At 38.1% G+C, this 16,417-nt stretch carries 13 protein-coding genes and 3 tRNA genes; 10 read left to right on the forward strand and 6 right to left on the reverse strand.

Annotation, left to right across the window (positions count from 1 at the left end):
* Positions 1–26 precede the first annotated feature (26 nt).
* The 3 genes from EDF66_RS16815 to EDF66_RS16825 all read left to right on the forward strand — a co-directional run bounded on the left by EDF66_RS16815 (position 27) and on the right by EDF66_RS16825 (position 294).
* Positions 27–103 (forward strand) — tRNA-Asp (locus EDF66_RS16815).
* A 26-nt stretch (positions 104–129) separates the two neighbouring features.
* A tRNA-Asp gene (locus EDF66_RS16820) sits at positions 130–206 on the forward strand.
* 14 nt (positions 207–220) lie between these two features.
* Positions 221–294 (forward strand) — tRNA-Asp (locus EDF66_RS16825).
* A gap of 414 nt (positions 295–708) precedes the next feature.
* Here EDF66_RS16825 and EDF66_RS16830 read toward each other — a convergent pair.
* Positions 709–4,752 carry a glycoside hydrolase family 2 TIM barrel-domain containing protein gene (locus tag EDF66_RS16830; RefSeq protein ID WP_207898657.1) on the reverse strand — a complete coding sequence of 1,348 codons (4,044 nt, stop codon included), beginning with the start codon at positions 4,750–4,752 and terminating at the stop codon, positions 709–711.
* Positions 4,753–5,091: 339 nt separating this feature from the next.
* Here EDF66_RS16830 and EDF66_RS16835 point away from each other — a divergent pair, with 339 nt between their 5' ends.
* Both EDF66_RS16835 and EDF66_RS16840 read left to right on the forward strand, forming a co-directional pair.
* Positions 5,092–5,661 carry an RNA polymerase sigma factor gene (locus EDF66_RS16835; protein WP_132772517.1) on the forward strand — a complete coding sequence of 190 codons (570 nt, stop codon included), beginning with the start codon at positions 5,092–5,094 and terminating at the stop codon, positions 5,659–5,661.
* A gap of 26 nt (positions 5,662–5,687) precedes the next feature.
* Positions 5,688–6,800: a trypsin-like peptidase domain-containing protein gene (locus tag EDF66_RS16840; protein ID WP_243656071.1), complete on the forward strand. Its 1,113-nt coding sequence runs from the start codon at positions 5,688–5,690 to the stop codon at positions 6,798–6,800.
* A gap of 70 nt (positions 6,801–6,870) precedes the next feature.
* On the opposite strand, the gene EDF66_RS16845 is transcribed toward EDF66_RS16840, so the two are convergent.
* Entirely contained in the window at positions 6,871–7,506 is a 636-nt protein-coding gene (locus EDF66_RS16845) for a peroxiredoxin (RefSeq protein WP_132772521.1), read from the reverse strand.
* Between the two features lie 180 nt (positions 7,507–7,686).
* Between EDF66_RS16845 and EDF66_RS16850 the strand changes: the two genes are divergently transcribed.
* Positions 7,687–8,826 (forward strand): acyl-CoA dehydrogenase, encoded by a 1,140-nt coding sequence (locus tag EDF66_RS16850; protein WP_132843885.1) that lies wholly within the window; start codon positions 7,687–7,689, stop codon positions 8,824–8,826.
* Between the two features lie 97 nt (positions 8,827–8,923).
* Here EDF66_RS16850 and EDF66_RS16855 read toward each other — a convergent pair whose 3' ends face one another.
* From EDF66_RS16855 to proB, 3 genes are read right to left on the reverse strand one after another with little or no spacing between them, the layout of a single operon-like run.
* Positions 8,924–9,322 carry a hypothetical protein gene (locus EDF66_RS16855; RefSeq protein WP_132843887.1) on the reverse strand — a complete coding sequence of 133 codons (399 nt, stop codon included), beginning with the start codon at positions 9,320–9,322 and terminating at the stop codon, positions 8,924–8,926.
* Between the two features lies 1 nt (position 9,323).
* Positions 9,324–10,571, reverse strand: a complete 1,248-nt coding sequence (locus EDF66_RS16860) for a glutamate-5-semialdehyde dehydrogenase (protein WP_165902456.1) — start codon at positions 10,569–10,571, stop codon at positions 9,324–9,326.
* Between the two features lies 1 nt (position 10,572).
* On the reverse strand, positions 10,573–11,607 hold the full coding sequence (proB, locus tag EDF66_RS16865) for a glutamate 5-kinase (protein WP_021192437.1): 1,035 nt from the start codon (positions 11,605–11,607) through the stop codon (positions 10,573–10,575).
* Between the two features lie 162 nt (positions 11,608–11,769).
* Here proB and EDF66_RS16870 point away from each other — a divergent pair, with 162 nt between their 5' ends.
* Positions 11,770–12,192, forward strand: a complete 423-nt coding sequence (locus tag EDF66_RS16870) for a hypothetical protein (RefSeq protein WP_132843890.1) — start codon at positions 11,770–11,772, stop codon at positions 12,190–12,192.
* A gap of 21 nt (positions 12,193–12,213) precedes the next feature.
* Here the strand turns inward: EDF66_RS16870 and uvrB are convergent, their stop codons facing one another.
* The gene (uvrB, locus tag EDF66_RS16875; protein WP_132772531.1) at positions 12,214–14,244 is read right to left on the reverse strand and encodes an excinuclease ABC subunit UvrB; all 2,031 of its coding nucleotides are present in this window, start codon (positions 14,242–14,244) and stop codon (positions 12,214–12,216) included.
* A gap of 152 nt (positions 14,245–14,396) precedes the next feature.
* Here uvrB and upp point away from each other — a divergent pair, with 152 nt between their 5' ends.
* The 3 genes from upp to pnuC all read left to right on the forward strand — a co-directional run bounded on the left by upp (position 14,397) and on the right by pnuC (position 16,392).
* Positions 14,397–15,041, forward strand: a complete 645-nt coding sequence (gene upp / locus EDF66_RS16880; RefSeq protein ID WP_021190634.1) for a uracil phosphoribosyltransferase — start codon at positions 14,397–14,399, stop codon at positions 15,039–15,041.
* Between the two features lie 118 nt (positions 15,042–15,159).
* Positions 15,160–15,633, forward strand: a complete 474-nt coding sequence (locus EDF66_RS16885) for a ribonuclease H-like YkuK family protein (protein WP_132843891.1) — start codon at positions 15,160–15,162, stop codon at positions 15,631–15,633.
* Between the two features lie 153 nt (positions 15,634–15,786).
* Entirely contained in the window at positions 15,787–16,392 is a 606-nt protein-coding gene (gene pnuC, locus EDF66_RS16890) for a nicotinamide riboside transporter PnuC (RefSeq protein WP_132843893.1), read from the forward strand.
* Positions 16,393–16,417 lie beyond the last annotated feature (25 nt).

Raw genomic sequence — 16,417 nt, forward strand, 5'->3', positions numbered from 1 at the left:
TATTTCTTTAACAACATTTAAAATTTGGTCCGGTAGTTCAGCTGGTTAGAATACATGCCTGTCACGCATGGGGTCGCGGGTTCGAGTCCCGTCCGGACCGCCAATTTTAAATAACATTTTACATTTTTCGGTCTGGTAGTTCAGCTGGTTAGAATACATGCCTGTCACGCATGGGGTCGCGGGTTCGAGTCCCGTCCAGACCGCCAAAAAAAGTAAAAACGGTCCGGTAGTTCAGCTGGTTAGAATACATGCCTGTCACGCATGGGGTCGCGGGTTCGAGTCCCGTCCGGACCGCTGGAATAAAAAAGCTTTCAATGCAAATTGAAAGCTTTTTTTGTTTATATAGGACTTCTCCCTAATTCACCTGTTCTTTTTTTATTACATTTTCTATAGATAGCTTTTAGTATAGCTATACGAAATATGCATAACGCAAAACATGTTCAACATCTTGAACATCTAAATACCCTATTATTTTAACGCTTTTAATCTATTTTTCAAACTCAGAGATAGATCTAGCAGATTATTGTTTTAACTCGTCCCTAAATATCATTTTTGACTCATAATAGCGCAAGACAAGCTTATCATTGGCTAACTGTCTAAATTAAATGTACAATCTAAAATTCCTATCAATATATAGATACTGACAAAAAAAGAAGCCTTAATATGCAAGGCATACGAAGGCTTCTCTTTTGTTTTATTATAAAGCTATTATTCTGCGCTCACAGAGAATTCCGCAGCTGCAGCAAAGTCTTGTCCATTTTGCGAACTTAATGCTGTAAAACGAATAAAACGACCTTTTACTGGCTTAGCCAAAGTTACGGTCTTCGGTTTTCCGTTATTTTCGAAATTACCTTCAGCAACTGGCTCGCTCCAATTCTTACCATCTGTACTCACTTGCAATTTATAGCCTTTAATGGTACCATTACCACCACCTTGACGTGGGGTATAGGTAAAAGCTTTAATGGTTTTAATTGCATTCGCATCAAAATCTACCCAATGCGGATATTGTGCCACAGTAACAGAATACATCGAATGCCAAATTGTACTTGGATCACCATCTAATAAATTAGAAGCTTCACCTTCCCCTGTTTCTTCACTCGAAGCAAATACAACTTGCATCGGGATACTTTCTATTTTAGGAAATTGGAAGGAAGCTTTCAATTTCTCATTGCCCTTTGCCCATGCTGTCACAATACCACCTTCACGTAAGTTAACAGGAGCTTTGTATATTTGTGGTTTTCCTTTACCAATGGTATAATATAGTTCCGCACCTACCTGCTCACTTGCGATATGCAAGTCACCGTTACGGCTTCTTGACACCGAGATCGGCACATCACCCGCTAGAGATACCTGAGACTTCTGACGATAATCCTGATTAGCAACAGGACGGATAATAAAGCCAAACGAAGTTGATTTTGCTTTCACACGATCTTGTTCCAATGGAGGTCCTTGCCCACAGCTATTTCCACCCAAACCGGTAACTGCCGCATCCACATGTAAATGTGTACCTGAGCTTTTTGGTAATTTATAGGGATGACTTGCTAAGGTAACTTCCATCTCGCTCCACGGTAGTGCAGATGTCGACATATGATCTTTGGCAACAAAGACCACACCAGACCCCGACTCATCCGTTAAAGCTGTCCAACGCACCTCTTCATTATTACTCATACTTTGAGGATTGGGCCATGGAACAAATTGGTCTTTAACCGTACTCGTATGTAACTCTATATTCTGTGCAGTTTTACGGTCTGCATAGTTATTGATCGGTCCTCTTCCGTAATACGTATAGTTGCTATATTGTTCTGGTAGCTGCAAACCATAACCTAATCGGGCTAAAGCTAACGTTTCATCATTGGATGTTACATTAGCGGCTAATTCGAGCGAACCATCTTGATATACTGTCCAGACCTGATTTGTTGTAAACTTGAAGACATTAGCGCCAAAAGGTTTGTCTTTATGTTCTTCAATCGTATATGTTCCAGAAGTACCACCATGAATAGTCGCTGCATTAGGCGCTTGCGATTCGACCATAAATGATAGAATGATTGCTCCATCTTGTCTCGTGTAGATCGAGCTGGATAATGCTTTGTGCTTCAGATTATGTAAGCCCTTTTGAAACCATTGCTGATAAGCCCAGTTATCATTATCTACTGGTGCACGGAAAGCATCTAATTTAGGTCCCTCACCGTCACGAATAACCTGTTTACCAGCATAGTTTAGGCTATAAATACTACCATTTTCCGTATCAAACTTAATAATGAAATCTGAACCTTTAATTACTTTTAACTTTTGTTCATCAACGATGCTTAGTTTAGCGTTTGTCTGAACAGCAGCTATAGTAGGTTTTTCACTTGCAGCTTTAACAAACAACTGTTCCTCCATCTGTAAATATCCTTTAGCTGCCCATAATTGATCTTTAGCTAATAAGAACTGTACTTTAACAAAGTATTCCGATTGTTTATTTAATTTTTGAAAGTCCAAAGGTAATGTAACCACTTTCTTCTCACGTGCTCCAACTGTTTCACCCTTTACTACTGAGACAGGCTTCTGTATCTCCACACCATTTTCATATAAAGACCAAACGATATCGTAATCTACTAAAGAAACAAAATAGTTCTTATTAAAGATTTCTATTTTACCCTGTGCAATATCAACAGCCTTAACGCCCACATTCTGGTAAACTTTCTTTACCTCATAATATTGTGGCTTTGGCTTCATATCTGCGAAAATCAAACCATTATTGACAAATGTTCCATCATTAGGTTTATCACCAAAATCACCTCCATAAGCAAAGAACTTTTCACCAGACTGTTTATCATAATAATACATGGCCTGATCGATCCAATCCCAAGTAGCTCCGCCCATAAAGAAATTTGTCGATTCAATTGCTTCCCAATAATCAATCAGGTTACCTGATGCATTCCCCATAGAGTGTGCATATTCGGAAATATGGAACGGGTATTTCATCTTAAACTGCCCTTTTACAGCTTGACGAACCCATTCGATCGAAGGGTATTGGTTCGACCCCATATCAACGATATTATTATTACGCTCGTACTGAACAGGACGTGATGTATCAAATTTTTTAATCGCATCATATGCCGCTACAAAGTTGTTTCCAGGGCCGGCCTCATTACCCAATGACCAGAGAACAATAGAAGGATGATTTACATTTGCATGAACCATCTCCAAGTTACGTGCTACGTGTGCATTCTTCCATTCCGGAGGGTGTGAAAGAGAAGCATCGCCATAGTAATATTCATGACTTTCAATATTAGCCTCATCTTCTAAATAAATACCATATTTATCACATAAGTAATACCAATATGGATCATCTGGATAATGTGAATTACGAACATGATTGATATTCGCTTTCTTCATCAAGATGATTTCTTGCTCCATCTGCTCATGTGTCACCACTTTTCCTTTCTCAGGATTTGATTCATGGCGATTTACCCCTTTCAATTTTACAGTTTTGCCATTTACAAAGAAATAACGTCCTGCCAAACCAAACTCATCATCAGAAGCCTTTGTATCTTTAATTTCCACTTTACGGAAACCAACGTAAAGAGAAGATGTTTCTATTGTACGGTTTTTACTATCTTTTAATTCAGCAACAAGTGTGTACCGGTATGGGCGCTCTGCTGACCATTTATTGGGGTTTTCAACTTGAAGAGAAGCTTTCACGATAGATGAGGTATTCGGATTAACATCTACCACATCACTCGATACCAAAATAGATTTTACAGCTGTATTAACATCGCTATAAAGTTCATTCGCATAAAGACTATATTTAATCTGATGACCTTTAGCAACTTTTTTATCTTTATTTAAGATTTCAGCTTTAATACTTAAAGTTCCATTTTGATACTTTTCATCCAGATCTGGAATGGCGACAACATCACGAATCTGAACCTTCGGCTTTGCTGTTAAAGCGACAGTTCTAAATATCCCCGGAAGACGGAACATATCCTGAGCCTCAATAAAAGAAGCATCTGAATTCCTGTACACTTCTACGGCGACAACATTTTCACCTTTCTTATTCAAATAATCAGTGATATTAAAAGAAGCGACATTACGTGAATTTTTTGAGAAACCAACATACTTCCCATTGATCCATAGATAAAAAAATGAATCTACCCCATCAAAATTAATATAAATATCACGGCCGTCCCAATTAGTTGGCACTTCGAATGAGCGTCTATAAGATCCAACTTCATTTCGGTAGATATACGTTGTCCAATGCTTTGGTGGGGTACGCATAACACCTCCGCGCCAGTCATCCACTTTTACCTGATGTTGAAAAATAACAGGTTGGTTAACATAGATCGGCACACCATATTTTAGCGTACCATCTTTTTGAATGCCCGCTATATTCCAGCTCATTGGAACACCAACATTATCCCAAGCTGTTACATCTGCTTGAGGATCAAAAAAATTCTTCGGTCTTTCATCAGGAGTTTTTACCCAATTAAATTTCCAGGTACCGTTTAAAGACTTCCAATACTCACTATTTTCCGGTAATACTTTACGAGCCTTATCAGCATCTTTAAAAGAGAAAAAATAAGCATGGGGTTGCTCCTTATTGAGCGCGAGGTCTTGGGGAGACTCCCACTCTTTACCTGTTGGAATCGTTTCGACCCCATAACGAAAGCCTGCAATCGGATCACCGATTTGTGCATTCGCCTGAAAGGCCGATGCTAATAAAACTGCCATGACACAGCTTATTCGCATAGATAATGATTTGATCATATTCATTTATTAAATAGAGGTTGTCCACAAAAATATAAGCAATATAATGAAATACAAGTAGCTACAATTAATCATTCGATTGCGTAAAATTTATATATATAAAGATGGATAAGTTCCATTTTGTTCAAAAAGTTAATTAGGAAAGCTTCATAAACGGCTGAGTGCCCAAAATCAAAAATAAACTTGATACACACGAAACCGCTATTTTTTTCGTTTAAAAAATTTACGCTTATCAAAAAAAAAGAGTAGGTTTGGCCCTACGTAGAATGGGTTTTTCTACCAAACAACACAAATATTAAACTCGTTGGGTTACTATTAGTTATATTAAGGTATTAATAGGTGAGTAAGATCAGTAAATCAAATAAGCTCGAGAATGATGAGCAAATCATAGCCGGTATTAAATCGGGTAGTAGTATTGCATTGGATGCAATATATGAATTATACTATCCATCTATTGCCCATATGATTTCTCAAAATAACGGAAGCGAAGATGAGGCAAAAGATATCTTCCAAGAGGCCGTGATTGTTCTTTATGACAAGGTTTCTAAAGGTAATTTTGAATTAAGCAGTAAACTTAAAACCTATCTATATTCGATTTGCCGAAGACTTTGGCTTAAGCAGTTAAATCGTGCAGGTTTTGGATCAGTAGATATCCGAGGTTATGAAGATTCGTTACCGGATAACGATGATATCGAGCGACATCAGGAGCTTGACAAAAAATTTGACCAAATGGAACACGCAATGTCTCTTTTAGGAGAACCTTGTAAAACCATTCTCCACGATTTCTATATCCAGAACCATTCCATGCAGGAGATCTGCGAGAAGTTTGGATATACCAATACTGACAATGCCAAAACTCAAAAATACAAATGCCTGCAAAGATTGAAAAAACTATTTTTCATGCAGTAAAGAAATTAGTATAACAAACAATGAGTATGATGAGTCAACAAGAGTTTTTTGAATTAGCAGATCGCTATCTCAGGGATGAAATGATAAAAGAAGAGCGTGCTTCTTTCGAATCTTTCTGTGCAGAAAACCCTTCTTTCTCGGCACAGCTAACGCAACACCGTCAATTTCTTGACAATCTTAAAGATACACAGTCACGTATTGATTTTAAACAGCAACTCGCACAGTCCGCTAAAAGTTATCACCAGTCGCATCAGCAGGCGAAAGTGATTCCGATGAAGCAAACAAAAGTAATCTCTTTATGGGAAAAATTGAAAGCAAGTTCATTAGTAGCTGCTTCGGTAGCCGTAGTTGCCGTATTTTCCACATTATGGATTTCAGGATATTATAAGAATATTGATAAAGCTAATACAGATTACAGTGCATTGAAGCGTGACATGAATAATGTGAAGAAAGATGTCAATGAACATAATGCTGCGCTGAAAAGTATTAATAATAAATCAACCAAAGCAAGTGAATCTTCTGTCAGTCAATATGGAGCTACAGGGTTTATGGTTTCAAATAATGGTTATGTCGTGACCAACTACCATGTTGTAAGCGGTGCAGATTCAATATACCTGCAAAATAATAAGGGGGAATCATACAAAGCACAGGTAATCCATTCGGACGCCAGCAATGATTTAGCGATACTACTAATTGAAGATGCTAACTTTAAAAGAGGCAAAACTTTACCATACACCTTTAAAACCACAGCATCAGATTTAGGGGAAGATATTTATACGATAGGTTTCCCACGGGATGAGGCCGTGTACGGGCAAGGATATTTGAGTTCATCGACAGGATATGCCGGTGATACAATCGCTTATCAAATTTCAATTCCTGTCAATCCGGGAAATAGCGGTGGTCCAGTAATGGATACCAAAGGAAATGTAATCGGTATTATCTCTGGTAAACAAAGAGGTATTGATGGTGCTGGTTTTGCGATCAAAACAAAATCGATATTAAAAGCATTAGATGAAATACCTACAGATTCATTGCAAGGTCAAGTAAAATTAAATAAGAAAAATATGCTCTCTGGTCTTTCAAGAACAGAGCAAATAAAAAGAATGCAAGATTATATCTATATGGTAAAAGTGTATTAATAGCAAATAGCGATAACAAAAAAGGCATCAATTTTAGAATTGATGCCTTTTTTTATGCATTAATATACAACTATAAATTTGGTTGTGGAGTCGTTCTTAAATAAGGTTTAATTTCCTTGAAGCCCTTTGGAAACTTTGCAGGAATATCTTCTGTCTTAATTGCTGGAACCACAATCACATCCTCTCCATGTTTCCAGTCCGCAGGTGTAGCTACCGAATAGTCGGCAGTCAACTGTAAAGAATCAATAACACGTAATATTTCATCAAAATTACGTCCGGTAGATGCAGGGTACGTTAGTGTTAATTTAATTTTTTTATCTGGCCCTATAATAAATACCGAACGTACTGTTACCGTTGCAGAAGCATTAGGGTGAATCATATCATACAATTCGGATACATGACGATCTTCGTCAGCAATAATCGGAAAATTAACAGTAGTATTCTGGGTTTCGTTGATATCCTGTATCCAATCCAAATGATCTTGAACAGGATCAACACTTAGCGCAATTGCTTTCACACCCCTTTTATCAAACTCCGATTTTAATTTCGCTGTCCGTCCAAGTTCAGTTGTACAAACTGGTGTATAATCAGAAGGGTGCGAAAAAAACACAACCCAACTATCTTTAATAAACTCATGGAAATCAATATCTCCTATTGTCGTCTGCGCTTTAAAATTTGGCGCTTCATCTCCTAATCTTAAACTCATATCTTTCTTTTTTAAATTCGTAATACACTATATACTCTACAAATATAGTAGATTTTTATTCATAACAAAATCTAAGCTTTGTTTTTTACAAAAACCTGTTAAAAATTATTAAACTTTATTATGCAAGCATAATAATAAAATAAGTATATTTACTTACAAACCATTACCAATGTACACATTATGAATTTTGAATTAAACGAAGAATATAGCATGATTCAGGAAGCTGCTCGAGATTTCGCGCAGCAGGATTTAAAACCGGGTGTCATAGAACGGGATGAGAAAGCACTATTCCCTTACGACCAGGTGAAGAAAATGGGTGAATTAGGATTTATGGGCATGATGGTCGACAGTAAGTATGGAGGTGCAGGGCTTGATGCATTAGCTTATACCTTGGTCTTGGAAGAAATTGCTAAAATCGACGCATCAGCTGCAGTGATCATGTCTGTTAATAATTCTCTCGTATGCTACGGCTTAGAAGCTTTCGGCACCGAAGAGCAAAAAGAAAAGTACTTAAGACCTTTAGCTTCTGGAGAAAAGCTAGGCGCTTTTGCCCTATCCGAACCTGAGGCGGGTTCAGATGCAACATCCCAGCACACAACAGCAATAGATCAAGGAGATCATTACCTTTTAAATGGCACTAAAAACTGGATCACAAATGGCGGTAATGCCGATATTTGCCTCATCATTGCACAGACGCATCCCGAAAAAGCACATCGCGGAATAAATGTACTGATTGTAGAAAAAGGGATGCCTGGTTTTACAATCGGACCAAAAGAGAATAAACTTGGCATCAGAAGCTCAGATACCCACTCACTCTTATTTACTGATGTTAAAGTCCCTAAAGAAAACCGCATAGGTGAAGATGGATTTGGATTCAAATTTGCCATGAAAACATTAGATGGAGGTAGAATTGGTATTGCGGCCCAAGCATTAGGTATCGCCGCAGGTGCTTATGAATTCGCTCTTGCTTATGCAAAAGAGCGAAAAACCTTTGGAAAACCAATTGCAGAGCATCAGGCTATCCAATTTAAACTCGCAGATATGGAAGTTGAAATAGAAGCCGCAAGACTATTGACATATAAAGCAGCATGGACAAAAGATCAAGGGTTGCCCTACAGCAAAGAAGCGGCAATGGCCAAACTACATGCTTCCGAAGTTGCGATGAAAACAAGTATTGAAGCCGTTCAGATCCATGGTGGATATGGATATGTAAAAGAGTACCATGTAGAAAGATTGATGCGTGACGCAAAGATCACACAGATTTATGAAGGAACTTCTGAGATACAGCGATTAGTCATCGCTAGAGAGATACTAAAATAAAAAGATTCACAGGGTAACCGGTCATGCCCTGTGAATCTTTTTATTTTCCTCTATTTTAAGGATAGCAGATTAAAAAGTGATCAAATATTATCTGCCATTAAACAAGCTTACCATCTATTGTTGCTAAATAGCCATAATCTTCAAATGCAAAGCTAGAGGTTTCTTTCATTACATAATTTAATAACAACTTAGATTTTAGAAGTAAGATTTGCTGTTCTTGAACGTCCTTACTTTTCAAACCATCGTGCATCAGTACCAATGCTAATGGTCTTATCTGCTCCACTTCCAGATCTTCTTTCGCGTAGCTTAATAAAGCTTCATCAGTTACCGTCAAGAAAAATTGACGGCTTTTTTTAAAAAACTCATCGTAAGCTTTATCAAATACAATTGATGAAGGCTCATCAAAAACATGCTGTTCATCGACAAGTAATCTCAAAAACTTACCCATTTCATTTGTCCAATTCAACAATGAATTACTTTCAAATCTAATTCCCATACTATCTTATTTGTCCATTACCAGATACATACCATTTTTCAGTCACTAATTTTTCTAAGGCAAAAGGTCCTCTAGCGTGAAGCTTTTGTGTAGAAATACCGATCTCAGCTCCTAAACCAAATTCTCCACCATCTGTAAATCGCGTGGAGGCATTGGCATACACTGCAGCGGCATCCACAGCATTCATAAATCGTTCCAATTTTTCCGAATCATTGGAGACAATACATTCTGAATGACGGGAGGAATAAGTAGCAATGTGCGTCAAAGCCTGTTCCAGTCCGTTTAATATTTTAATTGAACATTTAAGATCTAAAAATTCACGCCCAAAATCAACTTCATTTGCTTGTTGCAAATAAGGATATCCCAATCGCTCTAAAATAGCATAACTCCGTTCATCAGCAAAAACTTCCACCCGCTCCTTTTCAAAGGGAACGATAATTCCATCTAAAAATGAATCAGCAATCTCCTCATCTAATAATATCGTATCCAATGCATTGCAAACAGAAGGTCGGGATATTTTTGCGTTAGCAACAATAGCAACTGCCTTATCGATTGTTGCTGATTGCTCTACATAGGTATGACACACTCCAGCACCTGTTTCAATAACGGGTACTTTAGCATGCGCACGAACAAAATCAATCAATGATTGCGAACCTCGGGGGATAATAATATCCACAAATTTAGTTGCCGTAAGTAATTCTTGTACAAATTTCCGGTCTGTTGGCAGTAATTGAACAATATTTGGGTTTAAATGATGCTGAATCAAAACTTTTTGAATGATCTCAACCAATATCTGATTTGTATGAAAAGCATCCGTGCCACCCCGCAACAGACAAACATTGCCCGAGCGAATACATAATGCAGCCACATCAATAGTCACATTCGGTCTAGACTCATATATAACCGCGACTACCCCCAAAGGAACTGCTTTCTTTTCCAACAATAAACCATTAACCAAAATCTGCTGGTTTAATAACTTTCCGGAAGGATCAGGAAGTTTAGCAACATCCAACACACTTTTTGCCAAAGCCTCTATCCTTTCGGCATTCAAAACCAACCGATCCCTTTTCGGATCATCTGCATCTAATAATTTCAGATCTTTTTCATTTTCAAATAGAATAGCAGTAACCCGTGCTCGCAATGTCTCTGCCAGATCAGTTAAAATATGTGCTTTTGTATCTGAATCCAATTGATTTATATCCCTTGTTGCAGCCAATGCTGCTTCTAATTGCTCTGTGATATTTTCCATATTATAACAATACGATATCATCAGCATGTGCTAAGATGATATCTTTACGTTTTACATTCTTCATTAAATCGCCCATATCCCACTTAGATTTAGCAACAGCAATGATTTGATCATCTTCGTCAAAAATATGGAACACTTCACCTTCCTCAAACTGTTCAACACAGGTTTTAACACCAACAAGTAAGAGACTTTTTCGTTGCAAAAGTGCCTCTACAGCACCTCTATCAATAATTACTTTACCCTTAATTAAACTTCCACTTGCTAACCATTTATTGCGGGAAGAAACCTTTTTAGGCTGTGCCATGCAGATCGTACCCGTTTGACCTTCGATCGCCTTCAGCAACGCATTTTCAGTTTGCATGCTAAAAATAACAGCCCGTATCCCCATCTGATTAGCCAACCGTGCAAAATTTAATTTTGACGTCATACCACCAAGACCGACAGAAGACTTATCTGTTCTTGCTAAAGAAAGTGCCGCCTTATCGATCACTTTTAATTCGGGGATAACTATTCCTTCCGAATCCATAACTCCGGGTACCGAAGTTGTAAATAAAATTTGCTCAGCACCAAAGCCAACTGCAATCAAAGTCGCCAACTCATCATTATCAGAAAATTTCAATTCTTTATTACTCACCACATCATTTTCATTGGCAATAGGAATAATGTTATTTTTCCATAAAGTTTCATAAGTATTTTTCAATTGCACAAATTGATTCCTATTTGCAAAATGCTGACGCTCACATAAACTTTGAGCTAAAGCAATTTTAAAGGGTCGAAAATAAGTACTATAAATTTGCAATAACAAAGGATTACCAATAGCTGCTGCAGCCTTTCTTTCTGACAAAGTCCCCGAATACCGTGTCAAAAACTTTTTCCCTGCCGCAACTGCTCCTGAAGAAACCAGAACGACATTATATTTCTGTTGTATTTGAGCGACCTGTCTTGCGATCTCCAATACGATCCGTTCATCTACCTCTCCGTCCGCTGTCGTAATAGAAGCTGAGCCAAACTTGATAACAACAATTGGCTTTTTCATATATTTTTTTGTGTTTATTTTGTTTAGGTAATTACTTATTCTTATAAAAATAAAGAAGCGTTTTGACAAAAGAAAGGTTTATGAAAAATTATCTACCAAAAAGGTATATTTTATATGGTACAATTTGTGTAGGAATACTCTCAATTCAAAACACCATCATATATGAATCGTTTACTTAACAGTATCATGGTTGCTTCGCTTTTGTTCGTTTCATGCCAACAAAAGAACAAGGAGGCTACCCAATCCAAAGAAACAGCGACAGTGGGCGGTGATAAAGACAAGCACGGCTGTATCGCAAGTGCAGGATACACTTGGTCAACTTTAAAAGATAGCTGTGTTAGGCCTTTTGAGCAGATACAATTGGATATCGTTAATAATTCAGATAGCTATGAAACAGCGGCATTTCTGATTATAAATGATAAGAAACATGCCGCAGAGGTTTTTCTAAAAGAAAGCCCAGAAAGCATTGTCTTAAAACACGTCAAAGAATATGAATATGAAAATCAGGATTACAAGTTAATTCAGGATCAGCATTGCTGGACATTAATTAAAGGCGACAAAACTTTATATAAAGAAAAAGAATAAAAAAAGGGCTTAAGCCCTTTTTTATTTAAATCGTTCATCAAATATTTTCTCTAGGGAGAACATCTCATCTCTAAGTTTAGCGGCTTCTAAGAAGTCCATTTCTTTGGCTGCCTTTTCCATTTTCTTACGAACTGTATCGATCGCTTTTTTAAGCTCTTTCTCACCTAGGTATTGTAACACCGGATCTGCGGCAATGGCTACCGAAGGATCTGGCTCAACATATATCTTCGGCTCCAGTCCATTGAAATCAGCGACCGAGGTTTGCTCCATAATCTCCTCTTTAGTTTTTCCGACAGTTCGAGGCGTAATATGATGTTCTTCGTTATATTTCATTTGTTTCTCACGACGGCGGGTAGTCTCATCAATAGTAGCAGCCATACTATCTGTCATCCGATCTGCATACATGATCACACGCCCTTTGTCATTACGCGCAGCACGACCGATTGTCTGAATCAATGATCTCTGAGAACGCAAAAAACCTTCCTTATCAGCATCCAATATCGCGACTAATGTTACTTCAGGTAAATCAAGACCTTCCCTCAATAAGTTGACCCCTACCAGAACATCAAATTCACCAAGACGCAATCCTCTTAAAATTTCGACCCGTTCCAATGTCTTTACCTCAGAGTGAATATACCTAACTTTTATATGCAGCTTAGTCATATATTTGGTTAACTCTTCTGCCATACGCTTCGTCAACGTTGTCGCTAACACACGTCCACCGGCTTTAATGGCCTTATCTGCTTCCTCAAGGAAATCATCCACCTGATTAATCGCAGGATGAACTTCAATAATCGGATCTAACAACCCTGTCGGCCGTATAACTTGCTCAACAAAAACACCTTCCGTCTGCTGTAACTCGTAATCTCCCGGTGTTGCAGAAACATAAATCGTCTGATTCGTCAAAGATTCAAATTCAGGGAAATTCAAAGGCCTATTGTCAAGCGCTGCCGGTAACCTAAAACCATGTTCTACCAAAGCAATTTTTCTGGAACGGTCTCCACCATACATTGCCCGTAATTGCGGAATCGTTACATGACTCTCGTCTATAACAAGTAAATAATCTTCGGGAAAATAATCCAGTAAACAGAAAGGACGCATCCCGGGCTCACGACCATCAAAAAACCGGGAGTAATTTTCAATTCCGGAACAATAGCCAAGCTCTCGCATCATCTCCAGATCGTAATTAACACGTTCTTCCAGACGTTTCGCTTCCAGCATCTTACCTTCCTCTTCCAACTGTGTTCTACGTTGCACCATCTCTTCTTGAATTGCCCAGATCGTTGAAGTAAACTTTTCCTTTGGTGTTACAAAGAGTGTTGCAGGAAAAAGAGCTAGATCTTCCATTCTACTTAAGGTCTTTCCTGTTACCGGATCGATTTCACTCAACTCATCAATCTCATCACCAAAAAATGATACGCGAATGGCAAAATCCAAATAGGCTGGGAAAATATCTACTGTATCTCCCTTTACACGAAAAGTACCTCTCTTAAATTCAGTCGTCGTACGCGCATACAAGATCTCAACCAAGCGATGCAAAAATGCGTTACGGGAAATCACTGTCCCAACAGCAAATCGAAAAATCGACTTGGAGAAATCTTCAGGATTACCCATACCATAAATACAGGAAACAGAAGATACAACAATAACATCACGCCTTCCCGACATCAGTGCCGTTGTAGTAGCAAGACGTAATTTCTCAATCTCTTCATTGATCGCTAGATCTTTCTCAATATACGTATTCGATGACGCGATAAAAGCTTCCGGCTGATAGTAGTCGTAGTAAGAAACAAAATAATTGACAGCATTGTCAGGAAAAAACTGCTTAAACTCTCCGTAAAGCTGAGCTGCTAATGTTTTATTATGGCTGAGTATTAAAGTCGGTTTCTGTGTTTGCTGAATCACATTCGCCACTGTAAACGTTTTTCCAGATCCAGTCACCCCTAAGAGTGTTTGGTATTGTTCTCCTTCGTTTAAACCCTGCACCAATTCTTTGATTGCAGTAGGTTGATCTCCAGTAGGCTTATATTCAGACGTAAGTTGGAACTTCATAAAATCTTATTCAAGTAATACAAATTTAATCAAAATAAATGAGGCATTTATATTATTCAATGAGTCTGCTATTCACAACTATTTTTCCGTTTAAACAAACAATAAGTAATAATATTTGTGTAAATTGGTATAATCACTAAAATCTACACGATATGCTCAATATCCTCAGCACACAGAACAGCATCGCAAATCAATACATTGCCGAACTACGTGATGTCAACATTCAGAAAGACCGCATGCGCTTCCGGCGCAATCTAGAACGCCTTGGGGAAATATTTGCCTATGAAATCAGTAAAACACTGACTTATGCACCTGTAGATGTAGAAACTCCATTGGGTGTTGCAAATACGCAGATGCTCCTTGATCAACCCGTTTTGGCAACTATTCTGCGAGCAGGATTACCCTTACATCAAGGTTTGTTGAATGTTTTCGATCACTCGGACAGTGCATTTATTGCGGCCTATCGTCACACCAAGAAAAGTGGTGAATTTGAAATCCATAAAGAATATGTAAACACCCCAAATCTGGATAACAAAATTGTCATTGTTGCCGATCCGATGCTCGCCACCGGAAAAAGCGCAGTACTATGCTGTAAGGATCTTTTAAATGATTATGCAATTAGAGAATTACATATTGTTATTGCCATCGCTTCCGAAGAAGGTATTAGACATGTGCAGGCATTCTTACCCAAAGCGACAATATGGGTCGGAGCAGTAGATAATGAACTGACAAGCAAAGCGTACATTGTACCCGGTTTAGGCGATGCGGGAGACCTTGCTTTTGGAAATAAGCATTAGTTTTTTAATAATTTAGTAGTAAAAACTTAATACAGAGCACCGCTCTTAACACATTATATATCAGTAAATTTAAACAACAAAATGAAATACGCACATACACAAACTAACTTATCTTTATATGACTTGGCAAAAATACAATGGCGAAAGCATCAAGACATCCATATGGGATGCTGTTGAAACCAACATCTTAAAAGAAATAGATCTAGGCAATAAGCTCAAAGTCTATATCGGGACAGATTCACAGATTAAAAGAGGAACTATTGATTTTGCAACCGTTATTGTTTTCCTCCGAGAACACCGAGGCGGATTTATGTTCGTACATAAAGATAAAAGAAATCACCTGATGGGCATTAAAGAACGGATGCTCCTCGAAGTTCAAAAATCCATCGACGTTGCTTACGCACTTTGTCCACTCCTAGAGCAATACCAAATCGATTTGGAAGTCCATGCAGACATTAATACCAACCCTAATTTTCAATCTAATGTCGCATTAAAAGAAGCCATGGGTTACATTATGGGAATGGGTTTTGTGTTCAAGGCAAAACCAGAATCATTTGCCAGTACGACTTGTGCAAACAAGCAAGTACAATAAATGAAAATAGTGACTGAGCACCTTAAAGATCGTTCGATACGATAGCTCTAATAGTGCGAAATTCATCTTAAAGTGTTGATGTCCTAAAATTACTTTTGGACAAATGAACGGTTTTGCTAAATTCGTATCTTTACTTCTAAAGACACGAGAGCTATGCCAGCAATTATACAGCAGATTATACAACAATTTGCCCAGACGACCATGCTTGAATGGATCGGTACCATCACCGGTTTTTTATGTGTCTATCTCGCCGCTAAACAACATATCCTTAATTGGCCCATCAGCGTAATCAGTGTGGTGACCTATGGCTATATTTTCTATCATAGTAAATTATATGGGGACGCTGTATTACAACTCTATTTTTTAGGTACAGCCATTTATGGCTGGTATTATTGGTCAAAGAAAATCAGAGAAAACGATAAGCCTATTGTCTCCTTTACAAAACGTGAAATGCTGTTCACGATAATTACTATCGGAATCCTGACTGCTTTGCTTGGCACTTTTCTACAAAAGCTGACCGATTCAGACGTTCCATATGCAGATGGTTTTTGCACTGCCGTAAGCTTTGTTGCACAATTTTTAATGACACGAAAAGTACTGCAGAACTGGCTACTGTGGGTTTTTGTAGATATCTGTTATATTCCACTTTACCTACATAAAGGTTTATTGCTAACGGCGATTCTATATTTTGTATTTGCCGTGATTGCTTGGGGAGGCTATAGAGACTGGAAGTCCACTTATCGTACTTTTATGCAATAATGTCCAAACAAGATGCCTAACTTTA

The sequence above is a fragment of the Sphingobacterium sp. JUb20 genome (assembly GCF_004342035.1).
In the GTDB taxonomy this organism is placed as follows: domain Bacteria; phylum Bacteroidota; class Bacteroidia; order Sphingobacteriales; family Sphingobacteriaceae; genus Sphingobacterium; species Sphingobacterium anhuiense.

Bases quoted from the DNA above. Each gene is read 5' to 3' on its own strand.
- EDF66_RS16845 (WP_132772521.1), bottom strand. From the start codon at position 7,506: ATGAGTTTAAGATTAGGAGATGAAGCGCCAAATTTTAAAGCGCAGACG.
- EDF66_RS16860 (WP_165902456.1), bottom strand. From the start codon at position 10,571: ATGGAAAATATCACAGAGCAATTAGAAGCAGCATTGGCTGCAACAAGG.
- uvrB (WP_132772531.1), bottom strand. From the start codon at position 14,244: ATGAAGTTCCAACTTACGTCTGAATATAAGCCTACTGGAGATCAACCT.
- EDF66_RS16855 (WP_132843887.1), bottom strand. From the start codon at position 9,322: ATGGGAATTAGATTTGAAAGTAATTCATTGTTGAATTGGACAAATGAA.
- pnuC (WP_132843893.1), top strand. From the start codon at position 15,787: ATGCCAGCAATTATACAGCAGATTATACAACAATTTGCCCAGACGACC.
- EDF66_RS16850 (WP_132843885.1), top strand. From the start codon at position 7,687: ATGAATTTTGAATTAAACGAAGAATATAGCATGATTCAGGAAGCTGCT.
- proB (WP_021192437.1), bottom strand. From the start codon at position 11,607: ATGAAAAAGCCAATTGTTGTTATCAAGTTTGGCTCAGCTTCTATTACG.
- EDF66_RS16870 (WP_132843890.1), top strand. From the start codon at position 11,770: ATGAATCGTTTACTTAACAGTATCATGGTTGCTTCGCTTTTGTTCGTT.
- EDF66_RS16885 (WP_132843891.1), top strand. From the start codon at position 15,160: ATGACTTGGCAAAAATACAATGGCGAAAGCATCAAGACATCCATATGG.
- EDF66_RS16840 (WP_243656071.1), top strand. From the start codon at position 5,688: ATGATGAGTCAACAAGAGTTTTTTGAATTAGCAGATCGCTATCTCAGG.
- EDF66_RS16830 (WP_207898657.1), bottom strand. From the start codon at position 4,752: ATGATCAAATCATTATCTATGCGAATAAGCTGTGTCATGGCAGTTTTA.
- upp (WP_021190634.1), top strand. From the start codon at position 14,397: ATGCTCAATATCCTCAGCACACAGAACAGCATCGCAAATCAATACATT.